The sequence below is a fragment of the Shewanella sp. S1-58-MNA-CIBAN-0166 genome, assembly GCF_040310085.1.
Lineage (GTDB): Bacteria > Pseudomonadota > Gammaproteobacteria > Enterobacterales > Shewanellaceae > Shewanella.
Window position 1 is genome coordinate 13,657 of the sequence record NZ_JBEOPN010000018.1, and the last position, 26,342, is coordinate 39,998.

Annotated in this window: 20 protein-coding genes and 1 tRNA gene; 9 read left to right on the plus strand and 12 right to left on the minus strand. The window is 41.8% G+C overall.

The window, feature by feature from the left end; all coding sequences use genetic code 11:
- Positions 1-184 precede the first annotated feature (184 nt).
- The 3 genes from flgA (at position 185) to AAEY99_RS12180 (ending at position 1,871) form a co-directional block, all read left to right on the plus strand.
- Positions 185-892 (plus strand): flagellar basal body P-ring formation chaperone FlgA, encoded by a 708-nt coding sequence (flgA, locus tag AAEY99_RS12170; protein WP_101085442.1) that lies wholly within the window; start codon positions 185-187, stop codon positions 890-892.
- A gap of 74 nt (positions 893-966) precedes the next feature.
- Positions 967-1,296 (plus strand): flagellar biosynthesis anti-sigma factor FlgM, encoded by a 330-nt coding sequence (gene flgM / locus AAEY99_RS12175; RefSeq protein ID WP_011636631.1) that lies wholly within the window; start codon positions 967-969, stop codon positions 1,294-1,296.
- Positions 1,297-1,397: 101 nt separating this feature from the next.
- Positions 1,398-1,871 (plus strand): flagella synthesis protein FlgN, encoded by a 474-nt coding sequence (locus AAEY99_RS12180; protein WP_182743882.1) that lies wholly within the window; start codon positions 1,398-1,400, stop codon positions 1,869-1,871.
- 290 nt (positions 1,872-2,161) lie between these two features.
- On the opposite strand, the gene AAEY99_RS12185 is transcribed toward AAEY99_RS12180, so the two are convergent.
- The 4 genes from AAEY99_RS12185 to AAEY99_RS12200 form a co-directional block, all read right to left on the minus strand.
- Positions 2,162-2,722 carry a chalcone isomerase family protein gene (locus tag AAEY99_RS12185; protein ID WP_351010639.1) on the minus strand — a complete coding sequence of 187 codons (561 nt, stop codon included), beginning with the start codon at positions 2,720-2,722 and terminating at the stop codon, positions 2,162-2,164.
- 80 nt (positions 2,723-2,802) lie between these two features.
- Positions 2,803-3,282 carry a DUF2947 domain-containing protein gene (locus AAEY99_RS12190; protein WP_011636628.1) on the minus strand — a complete coding sequence of 160 codons (480 nt, stop codon included), beginning with the start codon at positions 3,280-3,282 and terminating at the stop codon, positions 2,803-2,805.
- Between the two features lie 212 nt (positions 3,283-3,494).
- Positions 3,495-3,570 (minus strand) — tRNA-Arg (locus tag AAEY99_RS12195).
- Between the two features lie 182 nt (positions 3,571-3,752).
- Positions 3,753-4,961 carry a flagellar assembly protein FlgT gene (locus AAEY99_RS12200; protein ID WP_351010640.1) on the minus strand — a complete coding sequence of 403 codons (1,209 nt, stop codon included), beginning with the start codon at positions 4,959-4,961 and terminating at the stop codon, positions 3,753-3,755.
- Positions 4,962-5,230: 269 nt separating this feature from the next.
- On the opposite strand from AAEY99_RS12200, the gene AAEY99_RS12205 reads away from it, so the two are divergent.
- Positions 5,231-5,941, plus strand: a complete 711-nt coding sequence (locus tag AAEY99_RS12205; RefSeq protein ID WP_101085450.1) for a FlgO family outer membrane protein — start codon at positions 5,231-5,233, stop codon at positions 5,939-5,941.
- Complete coding sequence (locus AAEY99_RS12210; protein WP_011636625.1) at positions 5,938-6,384, plus strand: LPP20 family lipoprotein; 447 nt, start codon at positions 5,938-5,940, stop codon at positions 6,382-6,384. Before AAEY99_RS12205 ends, AAEY99_RS12210 begins: the two co-directional genes overlap by 4 nt.
- A gap of 82 nt (positions 6,385-6,466) precedes the next feature.
- Here AAEY99_RS12210 and AAEY99_RS12215 read toward each other — a convergent pair whose 3' ends face one another.
- Positions 6,467-7,399, minus strand: a complete 933-nt coding sequence (locus tag AAEY99_RS12215; protein ID WP_101085452.1) for a DUF6268 family outer membrane beta-barrel protein — start codon at positions 7,397-7,399, stop codon at positions 6,467-6,469.
- Between the two features lie 149 nt (positions 7,400-7,548).
- Positions 7,549-8,199, minus strand: a complete 651-nt coding sequence (locus AAEY99_RS12220) for a TetR/AcrR family transcriptional regulator (protein WP_162022626.1) — start codon at positions 8,197-8,199, stop codon at positions 7,549-7,551.
- A 244-nt stretch (positions 8,200-8,443) separates the two neighbouring features.
- Here AAEY99_RS12220 and AAEY99_RS12225 point away from each other — a divergent pair, with 244 nt between their 5' ends.
- The 3 genes from AAEY99_RS12225 (at position 8,444) to AAEY99_RS12235 (ending at position 14,778) form a co-directional block, all read left to right on the plus strand.
- Entirely contained in the window at positions 8,444-9,565 is a 1,122-nt protein-coding gene (locus AAEY99_RS12225; RefSeq protein ID WP_351010642.1) for an efflux RND transporter periplasmic adaptor subunit, read from the plus strand.
- Positions 9,562-12,627 carry an efflux RND transporter permease subunit gene (locus tag AAEY99_RS12230; RefSeq protein WP_351010644.1) on the plus strand — a complete coding sequence of 1,022 codons (3,066 nt, stop codon included), beginning with the start codon at positions 9,562-9,564 and terminating at the stop codon, positions 12,625-12,627. The genes AAEY99_RS12225 and AAEY99_RS12230 overlap by 4 nt, the downstream gene beginning before the upstream one ends.
- Positions 12,628-12,771: 144 nt before the next feature.
- Positions 12,772-14,778: a methyl-accepting chemotaxis protein gene (locus AAEY99_RS12235; protein ID WP_351010645.1), complete on the plus strand. Its 2,007-nt coding sequence runs from the start codon at positions 12,772-12,774 to the stop codon at positions 14,776-14,778.
- Between the two features lie 245 nt (positions 14,779-15,023).
- Here AAEY99_RS12235 and AAEY99_RS12240 read toward each other — a convergent pair whose 3' ends face one another.
- The 5 genes from AAEY99_RS12240 to purL all read right to left on the minus strand — a co-directional run bounded on the left by AAEY99_RS12240 (position 15,024) and on the right by purL (position 23,697).
- A complete protein-coding gene (locus tag AAEY99_RS12240) occupies positions 15,024-15,473 on the minus strand; it encodes a host attachment protein (RefSeq protein WP_101085462.1) in 450 nt (149 codons plus the stop codon).
- A gap of 363 nt (positions 15,474-15,836) precedes the next feature.
- Positions 15,837-15,947 carry a cytochrome bd-I oxidase subunit CydX gene (cydX, locus tag AAEY99_RS12245; protein WP_011636618.1) on the minus strand — a complete coding sequence of 37 codons (111 nt, stop codon included), beginning with the start codon at positions 15,945-15,947 and terminating at the stop codon, positions 15,837-15,839.
- Between the two features lie 17 nt (positions 15,948-15,964).
- A complete protein-coding gene (gene cydB, locus AAEY99_RS12250; RefSeq protein WP_335690171.1) occupies positions 15,965-17,104 on the minus strand; it encodes a cytochrome d ubiquinol oxidase subunit II in 1,140 nt (379 codons plus the stop codon).
- A gap of 15 nt (positions 17,105-17,119) precedes the next feature.
- Positions 17,120-18,676, minus strand: coding sequence for a cytochrome ubiquinol oxidase subunit I (locus tag AAEY99_RS12255; RefSeq protein WP_162022620.1), 1,557 nt, complete (start codon positions 18,674-18,676; stop codon positions 17,120-17,122).
- Between the two features lie 1,139 nt (positions 18,677-19,815).
- Positions 19,816-23,697 (minus strand): phosphoribosylformylglycinamidine synthase, encoded by a 3,882-nt coding sequence (gene purL / locus AAEY99_RS12260; protein WP_351010686.1) that lies wholly within the window; start codon positions 23,695-23,697, stop codon positions 19,816-19,818.
- A 355-nt stretch (positions 23,698-24,052) separates the two neighbouring features.
- Here purL and mltF point away from each other — a divergent pair, with 355 nt between their 5' ends.
- A complete protein-coding gene (gene mltF, locus AAEY99_RS12265) occupies positions 24,053-25,483 on the plus strand; it encodes a membrane-bound lytic murein transglycosylase MltF (protein ID WP_351010647.1) in 1,431 nt (476 codons plus the stop codon).
- A gap of 315 nt (positions 25,484-25,798) precedes the next feature.
- On the opposite strand, the gene tadA is transcribed toward mltF, so the two are convergent.
- A complete protein-coding gene (tadA, locus tag AAEY99_RS12270; RefSeq protein ID WP_206780909.1) occupies positions 25,799-26,278 on the minus strand; it encodes a tRNA adenosine(34) deaminase TadA in 480 nt (159 codons plus the stop codon).
- Positions 26,279-26,342: the final 64 nt, after the last annotated feature.

Sequence of the window (26,342 nt, forward strand, 5' to 3'; positions counted from 1 at the left end):
TTGCTTTAATTTTGTATAAATTAGCTCGCACTGTGAACTGACACTTTTTTGACGAAGGGATAATGTTATTCTTATGTCCCCTAGCCCATTTATTTTAGCTTATTGTGTATGCAGAGATTACTCGCATATTTTTCGTTTTTCAAAGTATAGGTGCATTCTGGCAAAACAAGCTAGTATCTTCATTATGAAAGTATTTTTTTTATGTTTTTTGTGTTCAATAACATTTTCTTTGCCTGCAATTGCTAGCGAAGAAATTATCACACCTTCACTATCGACCATTTATGCGTTAGCTAAAGAGGCGGTAGCCAAAAAAATTGATGCTGACTCAAAAGCTAAAGTGCAAATAACCCCACAAAACCTTGAGGGCAGAATCAGTCCACCAGCCTGTTACCCACCGATTAATGTCGAACTTGCCAGTGAAAGGGCTATTAGTCGAAATAACATGGTAAAACTCAGTTGTAATAGCCCAGACTATGACTATCCATGGCAAATGTATCTCTCTGTTCGAGTCGAAATCCAATACCCTGTTGTGGTAGCTAACCAACTATTGTCCCCAGACCAAATTATTGGCGAACATCATTTACAAGTCATGTATGTTGACCAATATAGCTTAAAAGGTCAGTTTTTTTCCGACACCACGACATTAATCGGCTCGCGGGTGAAACGTCGGGTAGCTAAAGACTCTCCAGTATTAAGTAATAACCTGTGCTTTGTTTGCAAAGGTGACACTGTTTCTATTTATGCTAAAACCACTAATGTAGAAATAAAAACCCTTGGAGAAGCACTGCGTGATGGCAATATCGATGAGGTTATCAGAGTAAAAAACAGTAACACTAGCAAACAATTCGATGCGGTTGTAATTGGCGTTGGCGAAGTTGAAGTAAGAATGTAAAATAGCGTTAAAGTTTTTTCCTGGGGTGCCGATAGCCTGATTGGAAAACCTGATTCATTACGCTGGAGCCTCCCATGGCAATTGATATTAAGCATAACACTGCTACCAATACACAAATGCGCACTGCACGTGACACGCAGTCTGCTACGCAATCTACAACTACTGCAGCCCCAAAATCAGCTGCACCGGTTAAAACAGATTCCGTTAGCATTACCTCTCAAGCTCAACAGCTTCAGAGCGCGCAAACAAAAATGGCATCGTTACCAGAAGTAGACCAAAAAAAGGTCGCTGAAATTAAGCAAGCAATCTCTGAGGGACGATATAAAGTCGATCCAGAAAAGCTTGCAGCGAATATTGCCAGCTTTGAAGCAGAGCTAGGCGGTTTATCGTTTGACAGAGAGTAACCGTTAAACGTTACTCTTTAACTTGTTTTAACGACACACAGATAATAGGTGCAAACTTGCACCATAGATAAGTGTTAGTTAAAAAAACCTAAGAGTAATTTATGACAGAGTTAAACCAGCCATTACACAAGCAAGCAAGCGAAGATCAACGCAAAGAGCTACACCAACTGCTTGATAGTCAAAATCAGACATTAACGCAGCTGAAATCGCTTATTGTTGAAGAGAAAGCGGCATTATCCAAACAAGATGCCGACAAACTGCTGGCGCTTTCCAAAGATAAAACCCAGTGCTTATTCAATATGAAAGCCACTGACGAAAAACTGGCAAGCCACCCACAGCACAATCTGCTCACCACCGATACTGAACTGGCACAACAGGTCTCACGAGCTAAAGCTATTCTCGCCGAGTGCAAAGACATCAACAGTCAGAATGCCAGCTTGATTGAGCTCAATATCGCCAGCCTCAATCGATTTGCCCAGGCATTACAAGCCAGCCGCAATGCCTCAAGCTTGACCTACAATGACAAAGGTAAAACTTCTACCATTTCAACACTGGGCAATGACTTTTCAGCCTGATAAAGCCTTGAGGCTATAAAACTTAGCAACAGCCTAGAGCGCTGCGCTGCTAGGACGCTTCGCAGCTAGAGACTATAAAATCTTAGCGACAGCCTAGAGCGCTACGCTGCTAGGACGCTTCGCAGCTAGAGACTATAAAATCTTAGCAGCGAAGCTGTCCCTAGAAGCACAGCGACCCTAGCAGGACGTAGTCCGCCCTAGAACCTAGCAGGACGTAGTCCGCCCTAGAACCTAGCAGGACGTAGTCCGCCCTAGAACCTAGTAGTCTGCCCTAGAAACTAGCAGGTGATTTATTGAGCTAGCATAGCTTGGCGTAAACTTTGTTGTACCGGAGTTTCACCTAACCAAATCTTAAGTAAAGCCTGACGAAATGCCTCTCCAGCAATATCTCCCTGAGCATTACCATTTTTGATACTGCTCACACCCTTGCCTTTTTGGGTGACAAAAGTAAATTGATCACCGTCGACAATTTCATCTGCAAATAATTGGGTAAAATGTTCAATATCTTTGGCAATTGAGTGTGTGTCATTGTCGGTAGCAGCTTCAAAACCTTCAGTAATGGCATCACGCATTTTGTTTGAAGTGATCATCCCAGAAGTAATCGTTAGCTGGATCACCGCTATCGGCTGAGTAAGCACATCTTCTAGAGTGTGCACTTTTGTCGGCAGATATAAACTACCCACATATAAATCCATAAAAAACTTACTGCGTACACCAGCGCCATTCAATATCAATGGCTGCTCTGCTACTGTAATTTGCTCTGCTACATCAACATCTGCAATCATGCTAGCTTGCGCCAACAACGGCATCATTAACGATAAGCTCAATCCAATTGAAGCTAATAATTTCATATAAACTCTCTAAAAAACTGCAATATCAACGACTACACCATCAGCCGTTTAACCAACAACCGCAACTCAAGTCGGGTAATTTAACCGCGAACGCCTAATTTATATTGGCCATTCTGTAGAAACATCAATGCTTGCTTGTGCTTTGGCGAGATTAAAATTGGACCATCATCAAAAAATAAAAAGCACTTCCAATTACGCACAAACACATCCCAGCGAGTTTCAACAATTTGGTATTTTTCATAGCAAAAGTACACCACCGCATCATCAGGCCATTGAATATGCGCAATAATTGCTTCGGGCATCGCATTATCATTAGAATCCCATGCCGACTGCCAATGCTCCGTTGCCGCCCAAGCATCTTGCTTTATTGGCCAATCACCTTTTTCAAACAGCTCTGCACGACTGCTCTTATTGCTTATCCACTTATCCCACACTTCCATGGCACTTTTATCGGTCAATGGCTTAATCAAGGCCTTATCATCATCTGATACAGGCAAATCTTTATGGTTAAAAATCCACTTACGCTTATAAAGATCAAACGGAATATATGAATGTGACAAACAACTGCTCCTAGCAACAAAAAATGAAGCGCAATTATAGCGCTAAAGCCGATCAGACTGCGATAGCGGAAGCATAAATGATGTGGAGATTTGTCAAAATATTAATACTGAAGATAAAAAGATTAATTGAAGAAAAGTCTGAATCTAGGAAAGAAACGACTAAATGAAAATGAGGGTAAAAAGAATAGTAGCAAGAATTAACATAAATTATATGGTCTCCCCACAGGGACTCGAACCCCGATCGGCCGCTTAGGAGGCGGCTGCTCTATCCTGTTGAGCTATAGAGAGACCCTGTGATTATACTGAGTTTATAATCGAATTAAACCTTTTATATTTAATTGCTTGATTAATAACCAACTAATTCTTAATTGCCTTACTCTTATCGATCAGCACTTAGCACTTAGCACTTAGCACTTAGCACTTAGCACTTAGCACTTAAGTCTGAACAATTAGCTTCTAGTAACCAATCATTAGTTCTTAATCGCAATATCATTTACTTGAATATTGTCTGCACTGTCGATGCCGTCAAATATTGCGGTTGAGCTGTCTTCGGTAACTTGTTCGATAACCACATTGGCACGGCTTTTTGTGGCGATGGCACGCATGGAATTAAATCTGTCTGGGATATTTTTTTGTAATACGATTTGGAACTTATCACCCATTTTAACGCCATTTTTACGACCTAAATTGATGATAATACGATCCCCTTGCCTGGCGACAATTTGGCCTAGTAATGGACGACAGTTTAACTGCTTATCCAGCGACATCACGCTTTGCTGTAAAATATCGCTGATCGCCTGACCATAAGATGATCGCCAAAAGCGCTGGTTAGCAGGTGAGACGATTTCTTGTCTTTCAAATTCCCAAGGCGCTGAGGTGGCGAATGATTCTGACCACACCACTTCACCGCTGATCCCGTGATAAAGGGTTAATTTAAATATAAACTGTCTTAACGGATCATCTTCGACAAAGCCCATATAACTACTTTGAGCAGGTTCGGTCGAAATATCAATGATTTCAGGTTGCAGCAGATATTGGCTGTCGGTGATTTCGCCTAACCAACTGGGAATACGGTATCCTTTAAAGTTGACCAGTTGATTGGTGTTATCAATTTTTTCATCGGCATGTAGTCGTGCAAAACTGTATCGCGACTGCGCATTGATAGCTTTACCTAATTGCTCGGTGATTCGCTCTTCAAAGTGAGCTAATTGGCCATAACGCAACTGTTCGCGTTCTTGTAAATAGGCTTGTGGCAACATAATCGCGGCCTTGAGAGACTGGCTTTTACATTGAGCGTTAGGTTCTTGTTCGCTGAGTTCAAGCTGTAACACCACGGTAATGGTGTGTTGGCTGATCATTTCACTCATTAATTCAACGTTATTGGCCGATCCCATCCGCTGAATTTGAAAGGTATCTTGAGTAAGCCGACCTTGGTTGACTTGTTGTTCGCTGGAAAAGTTAACCCCGGCTTTTAAACTGGCGTAATTTAATGCCTGGCTTATGGCGTCTTCACGGGCTTTATCTATATCGCCATTAACGATTTTAGCCTTACCAGTCACTTCAATTTGTTCAGCCAATACCGACGACGTTACACACAATGCACTCACGCATAGCATTGCTATTACGCCAAGGTGATTAAAGGTTTTTGTTCGGATAACAGGGCTGTGTCGGATCAACATACAATGTCCTAATGTCAAAAAATCGTCTATTTTGCACAATTGTGTAAATTCAGCTTACTCTATTTTAATCAAAGCAAAAATTGTGCCGACTCACTATATTAGTGGTTATTTTCGATGTTGCACTATTACAGTAAAGCTTTTAACGCATTTGCCGATATAAAGACACCAATAAAAAAGAGTACATAATTGGCCTTAGTTATCGATGTACAAGGCGATTAAATGACTCATTTATACCAAGACTAGCGGCATTATTTGTTAGAGGAATTATTATGATTAACAGGCTTTTTATCTCCACGGTCATGCTTGCGTCGTTATCGTTAGCGGCATGCACCCAAACGCCTAATGCTGCCAATAACCTTGCCTTTAGTAATAACGGTAAATTTGTCAAAATCGTCGACGAAGATGAGGTTTATCACGATAAACTGGCTTATGATATTCAGGCTGCGGGAATATCACCCAAAGGCCAAGTGAATGTGTGGGCAGAAAAGTTAGTCAACGAGTTAGTGTTACAAAACGACGCCTTGCGCCCAGATCAACCACTGCTGATTTCTACGCCAGTGATGACCAGTAATTTAAATGCAACCAATGAATTAGCATTACAGTTACAACAAGGATTACTCGCGGCGTTCCACGCTCATGAATTTAACTTAGTCGATTTAAATGTGGCGACAAATTTGCGCGCCACAGAACAAGGCGAGTTTATGTTGAGCCGCAACTGGGAACTGTTACGTGCAGATTTACCGGTTTCACACGTATTAGTGTCAACCATGACCCTAACCCCTGAAGGAATTGTGTTTAACGGCCGAGTGGTTAATGTGACCAATAATCGCGTCCTTTCAGCGGTGCAATCATTTGTGGCAGCATCGAGTTTGTCGGGTTATTTACAACCCTCTGAACTCATTGAATCACGCAATGGTTTACTGTATCGCCACGAGAATAAGGGCGACAGTCGTTACACCGTATTAGGAGATAAGCTATGAAGTCGTTGATGTTAATTATGCTATTGCTGCTCACTGGCTGTGTGAGCAAAGATAAATATGTTCAGTGGGAAACCGAAGCGCCAGCCTCGTTCCCAACGCTAACGGCAATTGGTTATGCCCCGTTGGCGACTCAGCCCAGTAAAGAGCCATCACATCGTATTTTAATGGCGATGCAAGCTTCAAAAATTGCCGCTTACCGTGAGTTGGCTGAACAGGTATATGGACAAAAAATTTCGGCTAATAGCGACGTAAGTGAATGGTTACTAACTGACGACAACGTTAAATCTAGCGTGAGTGGTATTATTCGCGGCGCTAAAGTGGTTAAGACCTACCCTTCTGGTGAGTTTTATGTCACGGAGCTAGCTCTGGACTTTAAACAAGTATGGCAGTTGTACGAACAACAAAATCGCCCTAAACGCGTAAAAGAAGTCACTTACTTTTAATTGAACGTTTACGCTAACTTGTTGATATAAAAATGCCGCTGATGTCAGCGGCATTTTTATTATATTAGGTTAACACTTATCATTAAAACGTCAGTTTAAACACTAAACCTAATGCTGCTTGGTTTTCCATGTCTTCCGTAACGTCGGGATAACTTAACTCCATTTCGCCACCAAAATAATAACCTGCATACGCATTAAGGCTAACATTACTCGTTGCTTGCCAGCCTGCGCGAGCAAAGCCTACCCATTCTTCTACTTCAATGGTTTTGTCATCATCAGCAATTAAAAAACGTTCTGTTCGCATTGAGCTACCCACACCGAAACTCCAGTCACGGTTATACTGATAACTTAACTCTAATCCTGCAGGGCCACTAAAACCAGCTTGGAACGGGTTAGCAAGTACCCACTTCTCGTTTATCTGCCAACGCACGGCTAAGTAAGGTACGGTGCGCACTTCTGAAATATCATTTAAGTATGCAACACCAAAGCCGAGCATATTGCCGGAATCAAAGCGGTACATGCCCGAGGCAACGACACCATAACTTTGCGCATTTGAAGATGATGCAGTATCGGCATAGGCGTATTGCAGTTTGGGGGCTATAAGAAACATCCAATGATTATCAAGACGGTAAGATAACGATAAACCAGCACTGTACTGATGTATGGTTGACCAAGGTTCAGTACTGCTGCGTAACAGAGTGTTTTGGTTCATATCCCAGTCGTAATCGAGATTATCGTAGCCTAGATTTGCCCCAATTGACCACTGACGATTGAGTGGCATGCTGGCCGAAAAACTGGTCTTCCAAGCATCACGTTGTAACTGATTAGGGTTATTGCTATCAGCCCCAACATTAGCGGTACCCGTTGATGTACGAGCCACAGTGAGCGAAAATGGTGAACGTTCTGGCGCTGCTAAAGCATGCTGACTTAACAACAGTCCCGATGCTAGCAAAATTGACAAAGCTGATGTACTCAATGATTTTGGCTGAATTACGTTAACGTTATAAAGCGTCATATCAATCTGCTTCCCTTCAAATAATGAGATAAGTTAGCTATTAACTTGGCTTAACTGCACCTTGGCTTAATAGCACGTTGGGTTAATAGCACCTTAGTTTAATTACGATAATACTGTTATCGCGCCAATTAAGTTCAACTTTTATTGGCTTATTTTACGTCTACTTGGTGGGCTCGCAAAAACATCTCGGCAGTATCTTGTAAATATTGTTGCCTAGTTGTCAGTAAATCACCTATCTCTAATCCTAGCTCTAAACGTAATTTTAGTTCGCCAAATAACATTAAACACAATCTAACTGCGCTTTCGTGCGGATTTTCAAAAAAGTATTCGCCATGTTCATTGACCTTTTTTAAGTAATTTCTAATCAGTCCGAGTACGTGCTTGGGACCTGCGTCATAAAACAATCTAGACACTTCTGGGTGAGTGTCTGCTTGAGCTACGCAAGTTTTAAATACTGTCATGGTTTCTTTGCTAACAATCATTTCACCAAATTGCAGAGCAAACTGCAAAATAACCCGTTGTGGATTTGCTGCATCAATTAAAGCTTCGCCAGTGAGTTGATGCACAACACATTTAGACTCAATCGCAGAAACAAACAAATCATCTTTGGAACCAAAGTGAGAGTAAACGGTTTGTTTTGATACACCGGCATGTTTTGCCACTTCGTCCATGCTGGTGTTAGGAAAACCCTGATGGCAAAAAAGGTCAATCGCAGACTCAAGTACTTGAGCCCGCTTTTGCTCACTGCGGCTCAAACTAACCTGTTCAATGTTATTAAGCGATGTGTGTGTTTTTGTCATGTTGGTTCCGTAAATTAACCCATTAAGCACAATCGAGTGTCAGCGTTACTACTCATTATTTAGCGTTATAGTAACTAAAAATAGACTGGACAGTCTAGTTTTATAAAACTAGACTACCGAGTCTAGTTAACATTTAAGCTACAAGTCACGATTTGCGGTTAATGAGTTCGCTTATTGTTATTAACACTGGTTTTTAAGATAAATCAACATTGGCACAATATATTGCTTTGCAAGGAATAAACTTATGTACGCGTCAAAGGCATTCACCCCAATCATTCGATACTGGGCGCTAGGTTTAAGCTTAATCTCATTAGGCGGTTGTGGCTCTGAGGTAAAAGAGCATTCACAAACAACTGAGTATCAAACGGTATTGTCACAGCCTTTATCATTAAACGACCGTTATCAACACATGCAAACTTATACGGGTACGATTCGCTCGGCCAATACCACCGGAATTGGCTTTGAGCTTGCGGGTAAACTGAATAATATCCTAGTCGACAGTGGCGATACTGTGAGTAAAGGACAAATATTAGCGCAGCTTGATACTGATTTATTAACCGCAGAAAAGCAGCAATTACAAGCCAGTTTATTGCAAACTCAAGCGGATATAGATTTAGCAAAAAGCACCTTAGCCCGTACTCTAAAATTGAAACAACAAAACTATGTGTCTGAGCAGCAACTCGATGAAACCCAGCAACAAGTTATCAGTTTACAAGCTAACCAAAAGCGAATAGAAGCCAGCTTAAGTGCGACCAATTTGAAAATTGAAAAATCAACCTTACTGGCCCCATTCAATGGAAAAATCAGTCAACGTTTTCATAATATCGGCGAAGTGATTGCGCTAGGCAGTCCGGTTTTCACCTTAGTTGGTAACAGTCAGCCTGTGGCTTATATTGGAGTACCCATTGATATCGCACAGCAGTTAACCGCCGAGCAGATGGTAGATGTCCGTGTAGGTAAGCAAACCTTTATCGCTAAAATTGCCGGTATTAGTGCCGAGGTTAATACCATTAGTCGCACGGTTCAGTTGCGTATTCATTTGCCCGACTCAGCCAGAGTGATCAATGGCGAAATAGCTTATTTGGCGTATCAACAAGACGTGCAAGCACCTGGTTATTGGGTGCCTATGTCGGCATTAACCGATGGCGTGCGCGGATTATGGAACGTGTTTGCCTTAGTTGAGGCTGAGCAAGGTTTTTATACCATTGAGCGCCGCGATGTAGAGATTATCTATACCAATGAACAACAAGCGTATATTCAAGGTGCCATAAAACCAACCGATTTAATTGTATCGCAAGGATTACATAAATTGGTCGTTAACCAGAAAGTCACTCTCGCTCAAGCTGAGAAAACGGGGGCATTATGATTAAAGCATTTTTAGAAAATGGCCGCCTAACCAGTTTATTTATCGCATTATTAATTGTTGCCGGATTAGGTGCCATTTCAAGCCTACCTCGCACCGAAGATCCACATATTACTAACCGATTTTCGTCTGTTATCACTCAATACCCTGGTGCATCTGCAGAGCGGGTTGAAGCACTTGTGACTGAGGTATTAGAGAATCAATTACGCCGTTTAGAAGATTTAAAGCTAGTCCAGTCGACCTCTCGCCCCGGGATTTCGGTTATCCAGCTAGAATTAAAAGACACGGTCACAGAGACGGATCCGGTGTGGTCGCGCGCTCGAGATCTTATCGCCGACAGTAAATCATTGTTGCCAGTAGAAGCACAAAATAGTGTATTAGATGATCAACTAGGTTATGCCAACACCGCCATTTTAGGACTTGTTTGGGCTGACGATAGCCCTGTAAGAACCGATATTCTAAATCGTTATGCCAAAGAATTACAAAGCCGTCTAAGACTGCTCAATGGTACTGATTTTGTTAAACTTTATGGCGCACCACAAGAAGAGATTTTAGTTGAGCTAGATGGCAATAACATCAGTCAATTGCATTTAACCCCCGCCAGTATTGCCGCTATTTTAAATAATGCCGACAGCAAAATTTCAGCCGGTGAAGTTAATAACAGCCAATTTAGAGCCTTAGTTGAAGTCTCTGGTGAGTTAGATTCGCAGAATCGTATCCGCCAAGTGCCGTTAAAAGTAGACGACTATGGTCAAATTATTCGCTTAGGGGATGTGGCCAATATTAGCCGCCAAGCTAAGACTCCGGCATCGAGTATCGCTTTAATCGACAGTCAGCAAGGCGTTTTGGTGTCTGCACGCATGCTCAACAATAATCGAGTCGATGTGTGGCAACAGCATGTAAGCAGCGCCATAGATGATTTTTCAGCTAATTTACCGGCCAATATTAAGGTGCAATGGTTATTCGACCAACAAAGCTATACCAGTGACCGATTAGGTGACTTGGTGATTAATCTGCTACAAGGATTTGTGATTATTTTAGTGGTTCTGATGCTAACATTAGGACTGCGCAATGCAGTGATTGTGGCGATATCATTACCATTAACCGCATTATTTACCCTCACCTGCATGAAATATACTGGACTACCGATCCACCAAATGTCAGTAACAGGTTTAGTGGTTGCGCTGGGGATTATGGTCGATAACGCGATTGTGATTGTTGATGCCATTGCGCAACGCCGTCAACAAGGTATGAGCAAACTGGAAGCGGTATCAAAAACCTTACACCATTTATGGCTACCACTAGCAGGGTCGACTATTACCACCATGCTAGCCTTTGCACCTATTGTATTAATGCCTGGAGCTGCGGGTGAGTTTGTGGGTGGCATTGCCATTTCGGTCATGTTTGCCTTACTTGGCTCATATATTATTTCTCATACCATTATTGCTGGCCTTGCGGGTCGATTCAGTCGCAGTGAAAAACCAACGGCTTGGTATCAGCAAGGGATGGCATTCCCAAGAATTAGCCAAGCATTTACCGCCAGTTTACAGTTTGCGTTATCTCGGCCAATACTGACCGCCATCGTAATTGGAATATTACCGATAGCTGGCTTTTTTGCCGCGGGCAAAATGACTGAACAATTTTTCCCTCCGTCTGATCGCGACATGTTCCAAATTGAAGTCTACCTGGCACCTCATGTCAGTATTGATAACACTCTCGAGCAGGTCAAACTGATTGATAAAAAGCTGCAACAGATTGACGATATTATCGCAGCTACATGGGTTGTTGGCGGTAATACGCCCTCTTTCTATTACAACTTAACTCAACGGCAACAAGGGGCAACCAATTACGCCCAAGCGATGATTAAAGTGACCGATTATGCCGCCGCCAATCGGTTAATTTTACAATTACAAAAAGAGTTTGATGCCCAATTTCCACAAGCACAGATTTTAGTGCGAAAACTGGAACAAGGGCCTCCCTTTAACGCTCCGGTTGAGCTGCGAATTTATGGCCCTAATCTTGATACTCTGAAAACCTTGGGTGAACAAGTACGCGGCATTTTAGTCGCCACACCAGATGTAATTCATACTCGTGCCACCCTCAGTTCTGGCGCTCCAAAAGTGTGGTTACAGGTGAATGAAGACGCCAGTTTAATGAGCGGCCTAAGTTTGAGCGACATTGCTAATCAAATTCAAATGGCGACTACCGGGATCATTGGTGGCAGCATTTTGGAGCAAACCGAATCACTGCCAATACGGGTTCGCTTAGGCGACAACAGCCGCGAACAAGCCACTCGTTTAGCCGAGATTAATCTGGTGTCACCATCGGGGTCAGGCATTCCACTATCGGCATTATCTTATAACGAAATAAATGTCAGTCGTGGTGCAATACCGCGCAGAAATGGCGAACGGGTTAATACTATCGAAGCTTATATCACCAGTGGAGTATTACCAGCACAAGTGCTCAACGAGGTTAAAGATGCTATTGCTAATTTGTCCATTCCAGCGGGATATCATCTCGAAATAGGTGGTGAAAGCGCAAAGCGTAATGAAGCAGTAGGGAATTTACTGTCAAACATTGTACTCGTAGTCACTTTATTATTAGCTACAGTGGTGTTGTCGTTTAACTCGTTTAGATTAACCGCCATCATTTTACTGAGTGCTTTTCAATCGGCCGGTTTAGGCTTGTTATCCGTGTATGTATTTGGCTATCCGTTTGGGTTTACCGTCATCATCGGTTTATTGGGGTTAATGGGTTTAGCCATTAATGCGGCCATTGTTATTTTGGCAGAACTTGAGGATATCCCCGAGGCGCGCAATGGCAATTTGGCCCTAATCATTAGCACGGTGAGCAGTTGCGGGCGTCATATTGGCTCAACAACTATTACCACCATAGGTGGCTTTTTACCTCTGATTATCGCCGGTGGTGGCTTTTGGCCACCCTTTGCTATCGCTATCGCTGGCGGTACATTATTAGCCACTATGTTGTCACTGATTTGGGTACCGGTAATGTATACCTTATTGATGAAGCCGAAAGGTATACTTGCTAATCACTCAGTCGCGTAATGATATAAATTTCATCAGAATTTATCATTACTTATCACTTTTTCGTACTAAATAACGGGTAATTAGTAGTCCTTAGATGTACATTTAAACTCGTATACCTACCTATTGAAAATTAATTGTCATAATAATTATGGAATAGTGCATATGAATTATAAAAACTGGCCTATAGCAAAACAAATTGGCTCACTTGCCATATTGTCTTCTATCGTTATCTTTACCGCTATGTCTTGGTTTTCCTATCAATCGGCATCCACTGTATTGCATGACAAAGCAATTCAAGCGATTAAATCACAAATGCACAGTAATACTCATTTAATTGAACTGCAGTTCAACAGTATGCTGGACTTAGCTAAACGAAATGCCGATGTTCTGCGTACCTTATATCCAGGACAATTCTTGATAGAAGATCGCACCGTTGAGGTGTTAGGAATTAAGACCCCTGTACTAGTCCATGATAATGAGCAAATTAACAATTCAAATAATAACGTAGATCACTTTTCGAAGCTTACAGGCGGAGTCGCTACGATATTTGCTCGCGATAATGATGATTTTGTTCGTGTATCAACATCACTTAAAAAAGCAGATGGCAATCGTGCATTAGGGACGTATTTAGGTATTACACATCCCGGTTATCAGCGTTTGGTTAAAGGCGAAGAGTATGAAGGCTACGCCAAGCTTTTTGGTAAAGACTACATGACAATTTATCGCCCAGTAAAAGATCCCAATGGCAAAGTTATCGCTATTCTTTTTATCGGTTTTGATATCACCCGATCTGTTGCACAAATCCAAAACTCACTTAAACAACTGACTCTTGAAGAATCAGGTTCGTATGTCATCATCCGAAACTCTGATCAAAAGATTATCTCTCATCGTGAGTTAACATCAGAAGAACCATATAATGAAACATTGCTTAATGGCCTATCGCTTGAACAGGCACTCACAGATAAAGGGAGTTGGGTTTACAGGTCCTTGTCTAATCAAGAAATGTATTCCTATTCCGTATATATTCCCGGTTGGAATTGGACTTTGGTCGGTTTCGTTCCTGAAAAGGAATTGAGTGATGAAAGCTTAGGCATGTTAAAAATTAACGCCATATTGGCATTGCTAGGCGTAGTTATTATTTCCGTTTTACTTTTTAATGTCATTAATCGTGCAATTAAGCCATTAAAGAACCTACAGAGGCAAATAGCTAAATTAGGCCAAGGGGATCTTTCACAAACTTTCGAACAATGCCCTCAAGAAAGCCACAATGAAGTTGATCACATCACGATAAGTGTGGCCCAAACGGCTGCAAGTTTAGCAGGATTAATTGAGTCGTTAAAACAGTCTGTCAGCAGCTTAGAAAGCCAAGCAATTCTTAGCCAACAAACATCAAAATTGAATGGTAATGAGGCAAAATCACTGTTAAACCAAACAGAACAGATTGCGACAGCTATCGAAGAAATGTCTTCTTCTATTAAAGATGTAGCGCAGAATTCGAGTCAAGTTGCCCAGCAGGCGCAAGAAATTGATGGCGCATCAAACCAAGGACATACACAGTTAACTCAGGCGGTTACAGAACTACAATCCTTGCGTGAACAACTTATTCAAAGTCAAAAAAATATTGAAAGCGTCAACAATGAAACTCAAGCCATCAGTCAGGTTACTGAAGTCATTAACGGAATTGCAGACCAAACTAATTTACTCGCCTTAAATGCCGCAATTGAAGCAGCCAGAGCGGGTGACCAAGGTCGTGGCTTTGCTGTTGTTGCTGATGAAGTTCGCTCATTAGCACAAAGAACACAACGTTCAATTAGTGAGATAGGTACGACTATTAACAAATTACAACAGCAGGTAGAACACACAGCAACACAAATGATCCAGTGTCAGCAACTGGGTGAGTCCTCAGCGTTACAAGCTGATACAGTTAATAATCAACTCACACTGATTAATCATAATATCGGCGAAATGGCAATATTTTCGTCTAGTATTGCCAGTGCCACCAAACAGCAAAGTACGGTAGCAGATGAAGTGTCACGCAGCTTACATACTATTTCTACACTTGCACAAAATAGTGATGAACGGGCAACAAAAGCGGTAAGTGATTCAGAGCAATTAACCAAACTTGCACACAGTATCAAACAACAAATAGGTGTATTTAAAGTGGTTTAACTAAGTGGGATTTTAGCAGACCAGTACTCAATCTACTGAGTGCTGGTTAATTATCTTAATCGCTTAGTTGAGCAACGATAATCGTCACAACGAAGATTTGCGACTTAGGTAATACAGGTTCATGCTTAATGTTATTTCACGACAGTAGTTTACGACAAAAAACAAAAATATCCCATTAAGCTGCCGACATATGAATTAAGAATGATGACAGCTTAATAAACGAACCTAATTATCTAAATTTCAGCTTATGTGGCTAAGCTAGGTAAGATAATTGGCAGCTGACCTCTAATCGAGTCGATGTCCTGCTTTACAATATCTTTATCTATTTCCAGCGTAACAACTTTAGTGACGTTAGTGCTCATTTCTTTGCGTAAGTTACCTAGAAAATGAGGTGCGGCAACAACAATCAATTGGCTAAATTTGTGCGCATTATATTCAGCCTCAAGGTATCGACAAATCTCCCTAGCAAATTCGACAGCCTCATTCTTTTTAGGCTCTGTTTTCCCCCCGACAGAATGATGACTATTGGTTGCTCCTCCAGCCTGACGGCCTGGTAGATCTGAGGTTAGTTCCTGTTCATGCTGCTGTGCTTCGGGATGGATCATGCTCTTAATCTCAATTAATGTAGATTTTGCTGTTTCTGCGTTAAATAGACGTGCATGTGCGCTATCCGCGACTAAAATCCAACTGCTCATTATATATCTCCCGTTAAGTGCATTACTAACAAATTGCCATGTTCAAAAAACAAACAATTAGCGTTAATTAATTATAGACAATATTTCTGTTAACACTTGGGAATTGAGCAGTATTTCCTGGTATCTTTGAATAAAAATCTTACTTAGCAGTGGCGAGTGTACTACATATTTTTTGGGCTTTTTATAAGGCGGCGACTGAACATAAAATTGGCTTTGTTAACAGCCACTAAGTAACAAGCTAATGAATGCTAGTTTGAGTCATAAGTTAAAACCGGTCGATTTTAGTTTTGTAAACAAGATGAGTAGCCAATAAAAAACCGCTTTATTACTAAAGCGGTTTTTTTATATCAAACGATATAACGTTTATAGTTCGTTGTTACGATCCATATTTTCAGTATTCTCAAGCCATAACGCGTTGATGATACCGAATGAACACGCTAACAATACCCCTAAAATCCACGCAAAATACCACATAGACGTTGCTCCTTAATTTAGTAAAGTGAGCTTTTGTTGTTTTCAACATACTCACGATTTAAGCGGCCGTACATCTTGTAGTAAGTCCAAATGGTGTAACTTAATACTGTAGGTACGAAGATAATAGCGGCAACGGTCATCACTTTTAGTGACATTTGACTGGCTGTAGCATCCCACATTGTTAAGCTGACATTAGGTTCTAATGATGAAGGCATAACAAATGGGAACATTGCTGCACCACAGGTTAAAATGACACTAGCAACCGCAAGCGAACTGAAAAAGAACGCAAATCCACTACGATTTAAACGACTGGCAAAAATCACCAATATTGGCATTAATAATCCTAACACCGGGAATAACATGGTAAGAGGATATTTATCATAGTTGGTTAACCAAGCACCCGCTTCAACCGCCACTGTCTTAGTAGTTGGATTTGACGGGCCAGCAAGGTCGAGGGCTGAGGTAATAACATAACCATCAATACCGTTTACAAGCCAAACCCCAGCAGCACCAAACAGAACCACTAATAGACCACCACAAATTTGCGATGCTTTAGCGCTTCTAACGCGCAGCTCTCCGTCGGTCTTCATTTGTAACCATGTAGAGCCTTGCATTATCACCATAGTGACACTCACAAGACCGGCTAATAAGCCAAACGGATTCAATAAACCCAACAGACCGCCATGATAAGTGGCGCGTAAATATTCATCAAAGTTAAATGGTACGCCTTGAAGCAAGTTACCAAATGCCACACCAATGATTAACGGTGGTACAAAACTGCCGACAAATAATGCTCTATCCCATGACTTACGCCATCTTGGATCTTCAATTTTAGAGCGATAATCAAAACCGACTGGACGTAAAAACAATGCAAATAGTACTAGCATCATTGCCACATAAAAGCCCGAAAACGATACCGCGTAGACCATAGGCCAAGCAGCAAATAATGCACCACCCGCCGTCACTAGCCATACTTGGTTACCGTCCCAATGTGGTGCGATAGTGTTAATCATAATACGGCGTTCAGTATCATCTTTACCAATAACGGGTAACAATATACCTACGCCCATATCAAAGCCATCTGTCACGGTAAAACCAATAAACAGCACGCCGATTAACGCCCACCAAATAAATCTTAATACTTCATAATCAAACATAATCAGGTCCTCAGATTAAGCATCTTGGGTTTCGAAATGGTAACGGCCGGTCTTTAAGCTGCTTGGACCAAGACGAGCAAACTTATACATCAAGTAAGCCTCTATCACCAACAGGATGGTATAGAACACCGTAATCGAAATAATACTGAACCAAAGATCCGCCGTCGTTAAACTAGACGCCGACATGAATGTTGGCAGCACTTCAGAAATGGTCCAAGGTTGGCGACCAAACTCTGACACAAACCAACCAGCTTCAATGGCTACCCATGGAAGTGGCAAACTGTAAAGAGCAGCACGAAGTACCCACTTTTTCTCGGCGATTTGATGACGAGTGCTTTGCCAGAAGGCGGCAGCAAACACCAAGAGCATTATCATCCCAGAGCCAACCATTAAGCGGAAACTCCAGAACATAGGCGCCACGGTAGGAATTGAGTCATAAGACGCTGCAATAATTTGCTCTTCAGTCGCATCCACCACTTTGTCGGTATAACGCTTAAGCAAGAAACCATAACCTAGGTCGATTTTGGTTGCTTCAAATTGCTCTCTAACCTCAACCGATTTATCACCTGCACGTAATTTTTCAAGTAAAGCATACGCAACCATACCGTTACGAATTCGTACTTCGTGATCTTTAATAAGATCCTTAATACCGGTTACTTCTCCATCTAAAGAACGTGTCGCAATGATACCCATCGCATATGGGATCTTAACGGCGTAATCCGTGTGCATAGTTTCTTGGTTAGGGAAACCAAATGCCGTAAAGGCTGCTGGTGCAGGTTCAGTGTGCCATTCAGCTTCAATTGCCGCTAATTTAACACGTTGGACTTCACCGACTTCATAACCCGATTCATCACCTAACACGATGACCGATAAAATAGATGCCATACCAAAACTTGCTGCAATAGCGAATGAGCGACGAGCAAAAGGTAAATCTCGGCCTTTCAATATGTAATATGAGCTAATGGCAAGTACAAACATGGCACCGGCAACATAACCAGATGCGACGGTATGAACAAACTTAACTTGCGCGACGGGGTTAAATACCACTTCGGCAAAATTAGTCATTTCCATACGCATGGTTTCGTAGTTAAACACCGAACCCACTGGATTTTGCATCCAACCATTGGCGATCAAAATCCATAAAGCTGACATATTAGAGCCAAGAGCGACAAGCCAAGTGACAACTAAATGTTGGCGTTTGCTGAAGCGATCCCAACCAAAAAAGAACATCCCGACTAACGTAGACTCAAGGAAGAACGCCATTAAGCCTTCAATCGCCAGAGGCGCGCCAAAAATGTCACCTACGTAATGAGAATAGTAGGACCAGTTAGTACCAAACTGGAACTCCATCGCTAAACCCGTTGTTACGCCTAAGGCAAAGTTAATCCCAAACAACTTACCCCAAAATTTAGTCATGTCTTTATAAACTTGCTTATTGGTCATCACATACAGTGATTCCATAATCGCAAGAATAAAGGCTAAACCTAGGGTGAGTGGAACAAATAAAAAATGATACATGGCTGTCAGCGCAAATTGAAAACGCGATAGCTCAACGACCTCTTCGATAATCATTGGCGACTCCTTACTTCAGTACAACCAAATACGACATAGCAACACTCGGTTACCATAATGATGATGTTATACCTGAAAACGGTAATATTGAAGCAGTGGACAACTCACCAAAGAGTGAAAAATGATAAATTAATCTATTTGCCTGTGTTTTCAAGTCCAGTCCTAAACGCCCTATATCTTACGGTATAATGGCTTGGTAGATCATATTTTTTAATCAAAAATGTGATAAGCATTAGATTATTTGCATGAATAATTTTTTGACTTAAAAAATCAGTCCTTTACAGTCGATCTCACACCTATTCGATGCACATTTGATGTCAGATGGATCACAACTCAACAAGAAACTTGTGGTATTCGTTGTAATAAAAATTGTACAACCATCGACCCCCTATCTTGAGGTATTGACAAAAAATGGATAATTGCTAGGAATAAAAAGCAAGCATGTATTATTTTTGACAAAACACCCTGCTCACTCAGATTGTTAATAAAAAGTAGTTAAATACACAAAAAATTAATATTAGATAAATATTTCTATAATTAACAATACACCACGAAATTCATAAAATACTGTTTACATTAGGTATAAGTAAATTTATTTTAAAAATTAAATTAAAATAATACAATAATTCATTAAATAAACTAATGTCAAACATCATTTTTTCTCGTTTGAGCATACATTAGTTCAATTGTATAATTTGCGCACAATTAAGAAGACGAACACTAAGTAGTGCAATGAGTCGTTGTCTTAATTCCAGTGACCTAACCTAGAGAGAATGTGCTATGACTCAATTATTCGAACATATTGCCAACTTGTACAAACGTGTTTTTACTGAAATGTTTACTGCTAAAGAAGTGAAATAAGCGAGCTCACGTTTTTATCTATACCGTGTTTAGTGAATGTTTTTGTTAGCGCAGAAATAATATTAAGCGGTAATCGTTATGATCCAAGGATAACGAATCAGAAAACCCCATAGAATAAATCTATGGGGTTTTTCTTTATCACGACAACATAAAATCAGCAGCGGTAAACAAATTGAAACCAATAAAAAAGGCGACTCAAAGGAGTCGCCTTTTGCTTTAGAAATTAAGTGTTTTAGCTAAATCAAGTGCTTTAGCTAAACTAAAAATTTAATTTGCGATTAGCCGATTTTCACTCGTGCATTACGGAACATGCGCATCCATGGGCTATCTTCACCCCAGTTATCTGGATGCCATGAATTAGCAACAGTTCTAAATACTCGTTCAGGATGCGGCATCATAATGGTTACGCGACCATCAGTGGTACAAATACCCGTTAAGCCATTGGCAGAACCATTTGGGTTTTCTGGGTACTGGGTCGCAATTTGACCATGGCCATCAACATAACGCAGTGCAATAGTGCCCGATGCTTCTGCATTTGCTAACGCTTGAGCATTAGCAAATTCCACTAAGCCTTCACCATGCGATACAGCGATAGGCATACGAGAGCCAACCATACCGTCAAAAAATACCGATGGATTTTGTTGCACTTCAACCAAACTGAATCGAGCTTCAAAACGCTCTGAGCGGTTACGCACAAAACGCGGCCAATGCTCACTTCCTGGAATAATTTCTTTCAGATTAGATAACATCTGACAACCATTACACACGCCAAGGGCGATGCTTGAATCACGTTCGAAGAAACGGCTAAACTCATCGCGAGCACGGTCATTAAACAGAATCGACTTAGCCCAACCTTCACCAGCACCTAACACGTCACCATATGAGAATCCGCCACAAGCCACTAGGCCTTGGAATTCTTCAAGGCTAATACGGCCAGATAAAATGTCCGACATGTGCACGTCGCGGCTTTCAAAACCGGCACGGTCAAAAGCGGCTGCCATTTCAACATGAGAGTTAACGCCCTGCTCACGTAAAATAGCCATTTTAGGGGCAGCGCCTTTAAGAATATAAGGTGCAGCCACATCTTCACTTGGATTAAAGCCCAATTTAACCGTTAAACCTGGCGCATCAGCTTGTTGTTTAAGCTCATACTCTTCACGCGCACATTCTGGGTTGTCACGTAGCGCTTGCATGCGATAGGTTGTTTCTGACCATAAGGTACGCAGTGCAGTACGGCTGTCAGCAAATATCACTCGCTCGCCATCGTTAATGCTAATCTTGTTTGCCGTTTGTAAGCCACCAATGTGATGACACGTTACGCCTTTAGCCTCAAATTGCGCGGCAATGGCTTTGGCATCAACAGCACTGACTTGAATTACAGCACCAATTTCTTCGTTAAATAAACGCTCTAAATCAGTACCATTCAAGCTGGCTAAATCAATCATTAAGCCGGTATTACCTGCAAAGGCCATTTCCACTAAGGTGGTAAATAAACCGCCGTCGCTACGGTCGTGATAAGCCATAACCGCTTGCTCGGCGACTAACTGCTGCATCACTTCAAAAAAGCCCGCTAAGTTAGCGGTTTTATCTAATGTGGGTGCAATATCGCCTAACTCACTATAAACCTGCGCTAAACAAGAACCGCCTAAACGATTTTGGCCATTGCTTAAGTCCAGCATTAATAATGCACTGTCACCTTTATCATCACGAAGTTGTGGGGTTACCGTTTTACGAATATCTTGCACCACACCAAAAGCGGTGATGACTAACGACATAGGCGATGTGACAGTTTTCTGAGTACCATTTTCTTCCCATGCGGTTTTCATCGACATGGAGTCTTTACCGACAGGAATCGTGATACCGAGTTCAGGACAAAGGTCTTCACCAATCGCTTTAACCGCCTGGTATAAACCCGCATCTTCGCCTGGATGACCCGCTGGAGACATCCAGTTAGCAGAAAGTTTAATACGCTTGAACGAGCCAATATCGGTACCGGCAATGTTCATAATCGACTCAGCAACTGCCATACGAGCAGAGGCGTCGAAATCGAGTAATGCTAACGGAGTACGCTCACCCATCGACATCGCTTCACCGCAGTAGCTGTCATAACTTGATGCGGTTACTGCACAGTCGGCAACAGGAACCTGCCATGGACCCACCATTTGGTCGCGATTAACTAAACCAGTGACAGAGCGATCACCTATGGTGATAAGGAAGGTTTTGTCAGCCACGGTTGGCAAGGTTAAAATGCGCTTAACGGCATCTTTTAGCTCAATTTTAGTTTGATCTAACGCTGGCGATACTGCTTTGGCAGTCACCACATCACGGCTCATCTTAGGCGCTTTACCTAATAAAACTTCAAGCGGTAAATCAATCGGCTTGTTATTAAAGTGACTGTCGGCAAGCGTTAAATGCATCTCTGCAGTTGCTTCACCAACCACCGCAAATGGCGCGCGTTCACGGGCACAAATATCAGCAAATTGTTGTAAGTTCTCTGGTGCAACCGATAACACATAACGCTCTTGAGATTCATTACACCAAATTTCAAGCGGGCTCATGCCTGGCTCGTCAGAAGGAACATTACGTAAATTGAATACCCCACCGCGATCAGCATCATTCACTAACTCAGGGAACGCATTAGATAATCCACCAGCGCCCACATCGTGAATAAATTGAATTGGGTTGGTGTCACCTAACTGCCAGCAGCGGTCGATAACTTCCTGACAACGACGTTCCATTTCTGGGTTTTCACGTTGTACAGAGGCAAAATCTAAATCTTCGCTAGACTGACCAGACGCCATAGAAGATGCTGCGCCGCCACCTAAGCCAATGTTCATTGCCGGTCCACCAAGCACAATAAGCTTAGCGCCAACGGTAATCTCACCTTTTTGAACATGTTCTTCTCGGATATTGCCTAAGCCACCGGCAATCATAATCGGCTTATGATAACCACGCACTTCAACGCCATTGTGGCTAGAGACTAATTGCTCGTAGGTGCGGAAATAACCGGTAATGGCAGGACGACCAAATTCATTGTTAAATGCTGCGCCGCCAAGAGGGCCTTCGAGCATGATTTCTAACGGAGTGACGATACGATCTGGCTTACCGTAATCCCCTTCCCATGGTTGTACAAAACCAGGAATTTTCAAGTTAGAAACAGTAAAACCAGATAAACCCGCTTTAGGTTTAGAACCTCGGCCAGTAGCACCCTCATCGCGAATTTCACCACCAGAACCAGTAGCAGCGCCAGGATATGGGCTAATAGCGGTTGGATGATTGTGAGTTTCTACTTTCATCAATATATGCATTGGTTCGGTGTGATAGTTATAAACACCATCGGGATCAGGGAAAAAACGACCCGCTACCGGTCCCGTCATCACTGCGGCATTATCTTTGTAGGCTGATAACACGTAATCGGGCGTGACTTCAAAAGTGTTTTTAATCATTTTGAACAATGATTTTGGCTGTACTTCGCCATCGATTGTCCAGTCTGCATTGAAAATTTTGTGGCGACAATGTTCCGAGTTTGCTTGAGCAAACATCATTAGTTCGATGTCGTTAGGGTTACGCTTTAAACGAACAAAATTTTCAATTAAATAGTCAATTTCATCATCGGCAAGGGCCAAGCCTAGCTTAATATTGGCCACTTCTAAGGCGCGGCGGCCTTCAGCAAGAATATTCACACTGCTAAATTTTGCTGGTTCTGTACGAGCAAATAATATTTCAGCTGCTTCAAACGCCGGCAGCATGACTTCGACCATGCGGTCATGCAATAAACCTTGCAGTAGTTTTTGCTGCTCGGCTGTTAATACTGACGCTTCAACATAATAAGCAATACCACGCTCAAGACGGTTAACTTTGCCTAAGCCACAGTTGTGGGCAATATCAGTTGCTTTAGAAGACCAAGGAGAAATAGTGCCAGGACGAGGAGTAACAAACAGTAAAGTGCCTTGTGGGGCATGAGACTCAATAGCTGGGCCATAAGTAAGAATAGTTTCTAACTGTAGACGTTCATTATCATCTAGTGGTTCACTCAAATTAGCTAAATGTACATATTCAGCATAAATTTGCGATACAGGAAGCGCTGCGTTTTCGCAAGCCTCCATGAGTTTTTGAACTCTAAATGCAGATAGTGCTGGGGCTCCGCGAATGATTTCCATCACGTCTATTCACCTTTATAATATAGGAGGATCAGAATTGGCGCTATTATAGGGAATTGCACACTACAAATCACCTTCAAGCGCAGGTGAAAACAGTGTTTCCTGATAGGGAAAATATCCCATTCAAGTAATGCTAAAATGAATAACATAAACACTTTACCTTTTAACAAAAAATAACCACTAAATGCTGCTTATTTACTCAACTATAGGCGTTTAGGAAAACTACTGATAAAGTAAGCAAAAAATAAGCTAACTCCCCTACATATTTAAAGGCTATTCAACCGGTATTTCATTCGTTTTTACACATCACTCTGGTGACATTAACGAAACAACTTAAGATAACCAATTAATAAATATGATCAAAACCTTATTCATAATCTTACTTTGCGGGATATTATCCGCCTGTCAACCTGTTGATATTCAAGATGTTGATATTGCTGCCCCTGCACCTAAGCGTACCGTATTAAAGGTAGGGACATTATATGGCCCGCAGATTTATCTTAATTCAGAACAGGGTGAAAGCGGATTCGACTTCGAAATGGCGCAGCGCTTTGCTGACTATTTAGCCGTTCCTTTAGAAATGATCCCGTACACCAATCGCAAGCAATTATTCGCGGCATTAAAAGAAAACAAGATTGATATTATTGCGGCTGGCATCGCTAAAACCCCTAACCGTAGTCAACAATTTAAGCTCGGACCCACCTTATATAAAGTCAACCAAGTATTGGTTTATAAGGAAGGCACTCCGGAGCCCAAAGACATTAGCACTCTGTCAGGTGAAATTACTGTCATGGCTAACTCATCTTCAGTCAATACCTTAACCAAATTACAAAAAGACTATCCTGAGTTGATGTGGAATCAAGTCAACGACAAAGACAATGAAGAACTGTTTGCATTAATTGCCAACGGTGAATTGAACTACACCATTTCAGATTCAAATAGTTTATTGATCAATCAGCGTTTTTTACCTGAACTACGCGCGGGGATGATTTTAGAAGAAAAGGTCGAAGTGGTGTGGCTATTACCGCCGAATAACAGCGACCGTTTAATGAGTAAACTATTGGCTTTTTGGCATAAAGAAAGACGTGCGGGTACGCTGGAGCATTTGAACGAGAAGTATTTTGGCCATGTTAAGCGTTTTGATTACGTTGATACTCGTGCCTTTATCCGCGCAATTGATAACATTCTGCCCGAATATCGTAGTTTTTTCGAGCAGTATTCTGGAGAGTTAGATTGGCGTAAATTAGCGGCTGCTAGTTATCAAGAATCACACTGGAACCCGAGTGCTCGCTCACCTACAGGGGTGAGAGGTATGATGATGCTAACCCAACCTACAGCGGCTTATGTTGGTGTAGATGATCGCTTAGATGCAGAACAAAGCATACGTGGTGGGGCATTTTATTTAAAAGACATGATGGAGAGATTGCCTGACACCATCTCTGAAGCTCAACGGATCTGGTTCGCACTGGCTTCCTATAATATCGGTTTAGGTCATGTTGAAGATGCACGACGATTAACTGAATCAATGGGAATGGATCCTAGCGCATGGCGTGATGTCAAAAAAGTATTACCTTTGCTGCAACAATCTAAATATTATAAACAAACTCGATATGGTTATGCCCGTGGTAGCGAAGCTGTTCATTATGTTGACAGTATTCGTCGTTATTACGACACCTTAGTGTGGATCGATAATCAAACCCAAAAGTTGGAGATTATTGAAGAACCTCAACAAATTGAAATCATTGCTGAAGACGCTGCAAAAAATATCCATGAAGCAGCACACTAATTTTTGTGCTGACACGATTATCGTCATAAACCTGACCGATAATTGTCACGAATATAAGGTACTATGGTGCTGAATTTATCGTAAGAAAGCATTCTGCTAAAGTATGCGGTTTATCAGTAACCTCGATGAGGTTAGCCAATATTAAGGGATCACGGTATGAGAAGAAGAGCTATAAGCAATACCATGTCACGTCGTCGTGTCATGCTTAAAGTACATAAAAGCCGCATTCAAAATCGTCAACGAGCTCATTTTTTATTGGTACAAACTGAAAATTAATCTTCCGTTAACCACATAAAAACCAGTCACTCAATCAGTCTATTTTATAGCTAACTGTTTGAGTGCTTTTTTTTCTGCTCTACGTCGTTGAAAAAATGCACTTAGCTGCGCACCACACTCTGCTGCCAACACACCTGAACTGACTTCAAGCTGATGATTAAAAACTGGATGTTGTAATAAATTAATCACGCTACCTGCCGCGCCAGTTTTTAAATCATCTGCACCATAAACAACCCGCGCAATACGACTGTGCACCATGGCACCTGCGCACATAGTGCAGGGTTCTAACGTGACATATAAAGTCGTGTCGAGCATACGATAATTCTCTAACACCTTGCCGGCTTGACGAATACATTCCATCTCCGCATGAGCGGTTGGATCGTGATTCACAATACTTAAATTACAACCACTGGCAATCAATACATCGTCTTTAACCAATACGGCACCCACTGGCACTTCGCCTTTTAGCTCGGCTTGCTCGGCAAGTTGCATCGCTAAACGCATCCACTTTTCATCAATGGCGCGCTGAAGCTGATTCGATTTCTCATTGTGCGCATTAGAAAGTGGGCAAGTATCGCTGGAA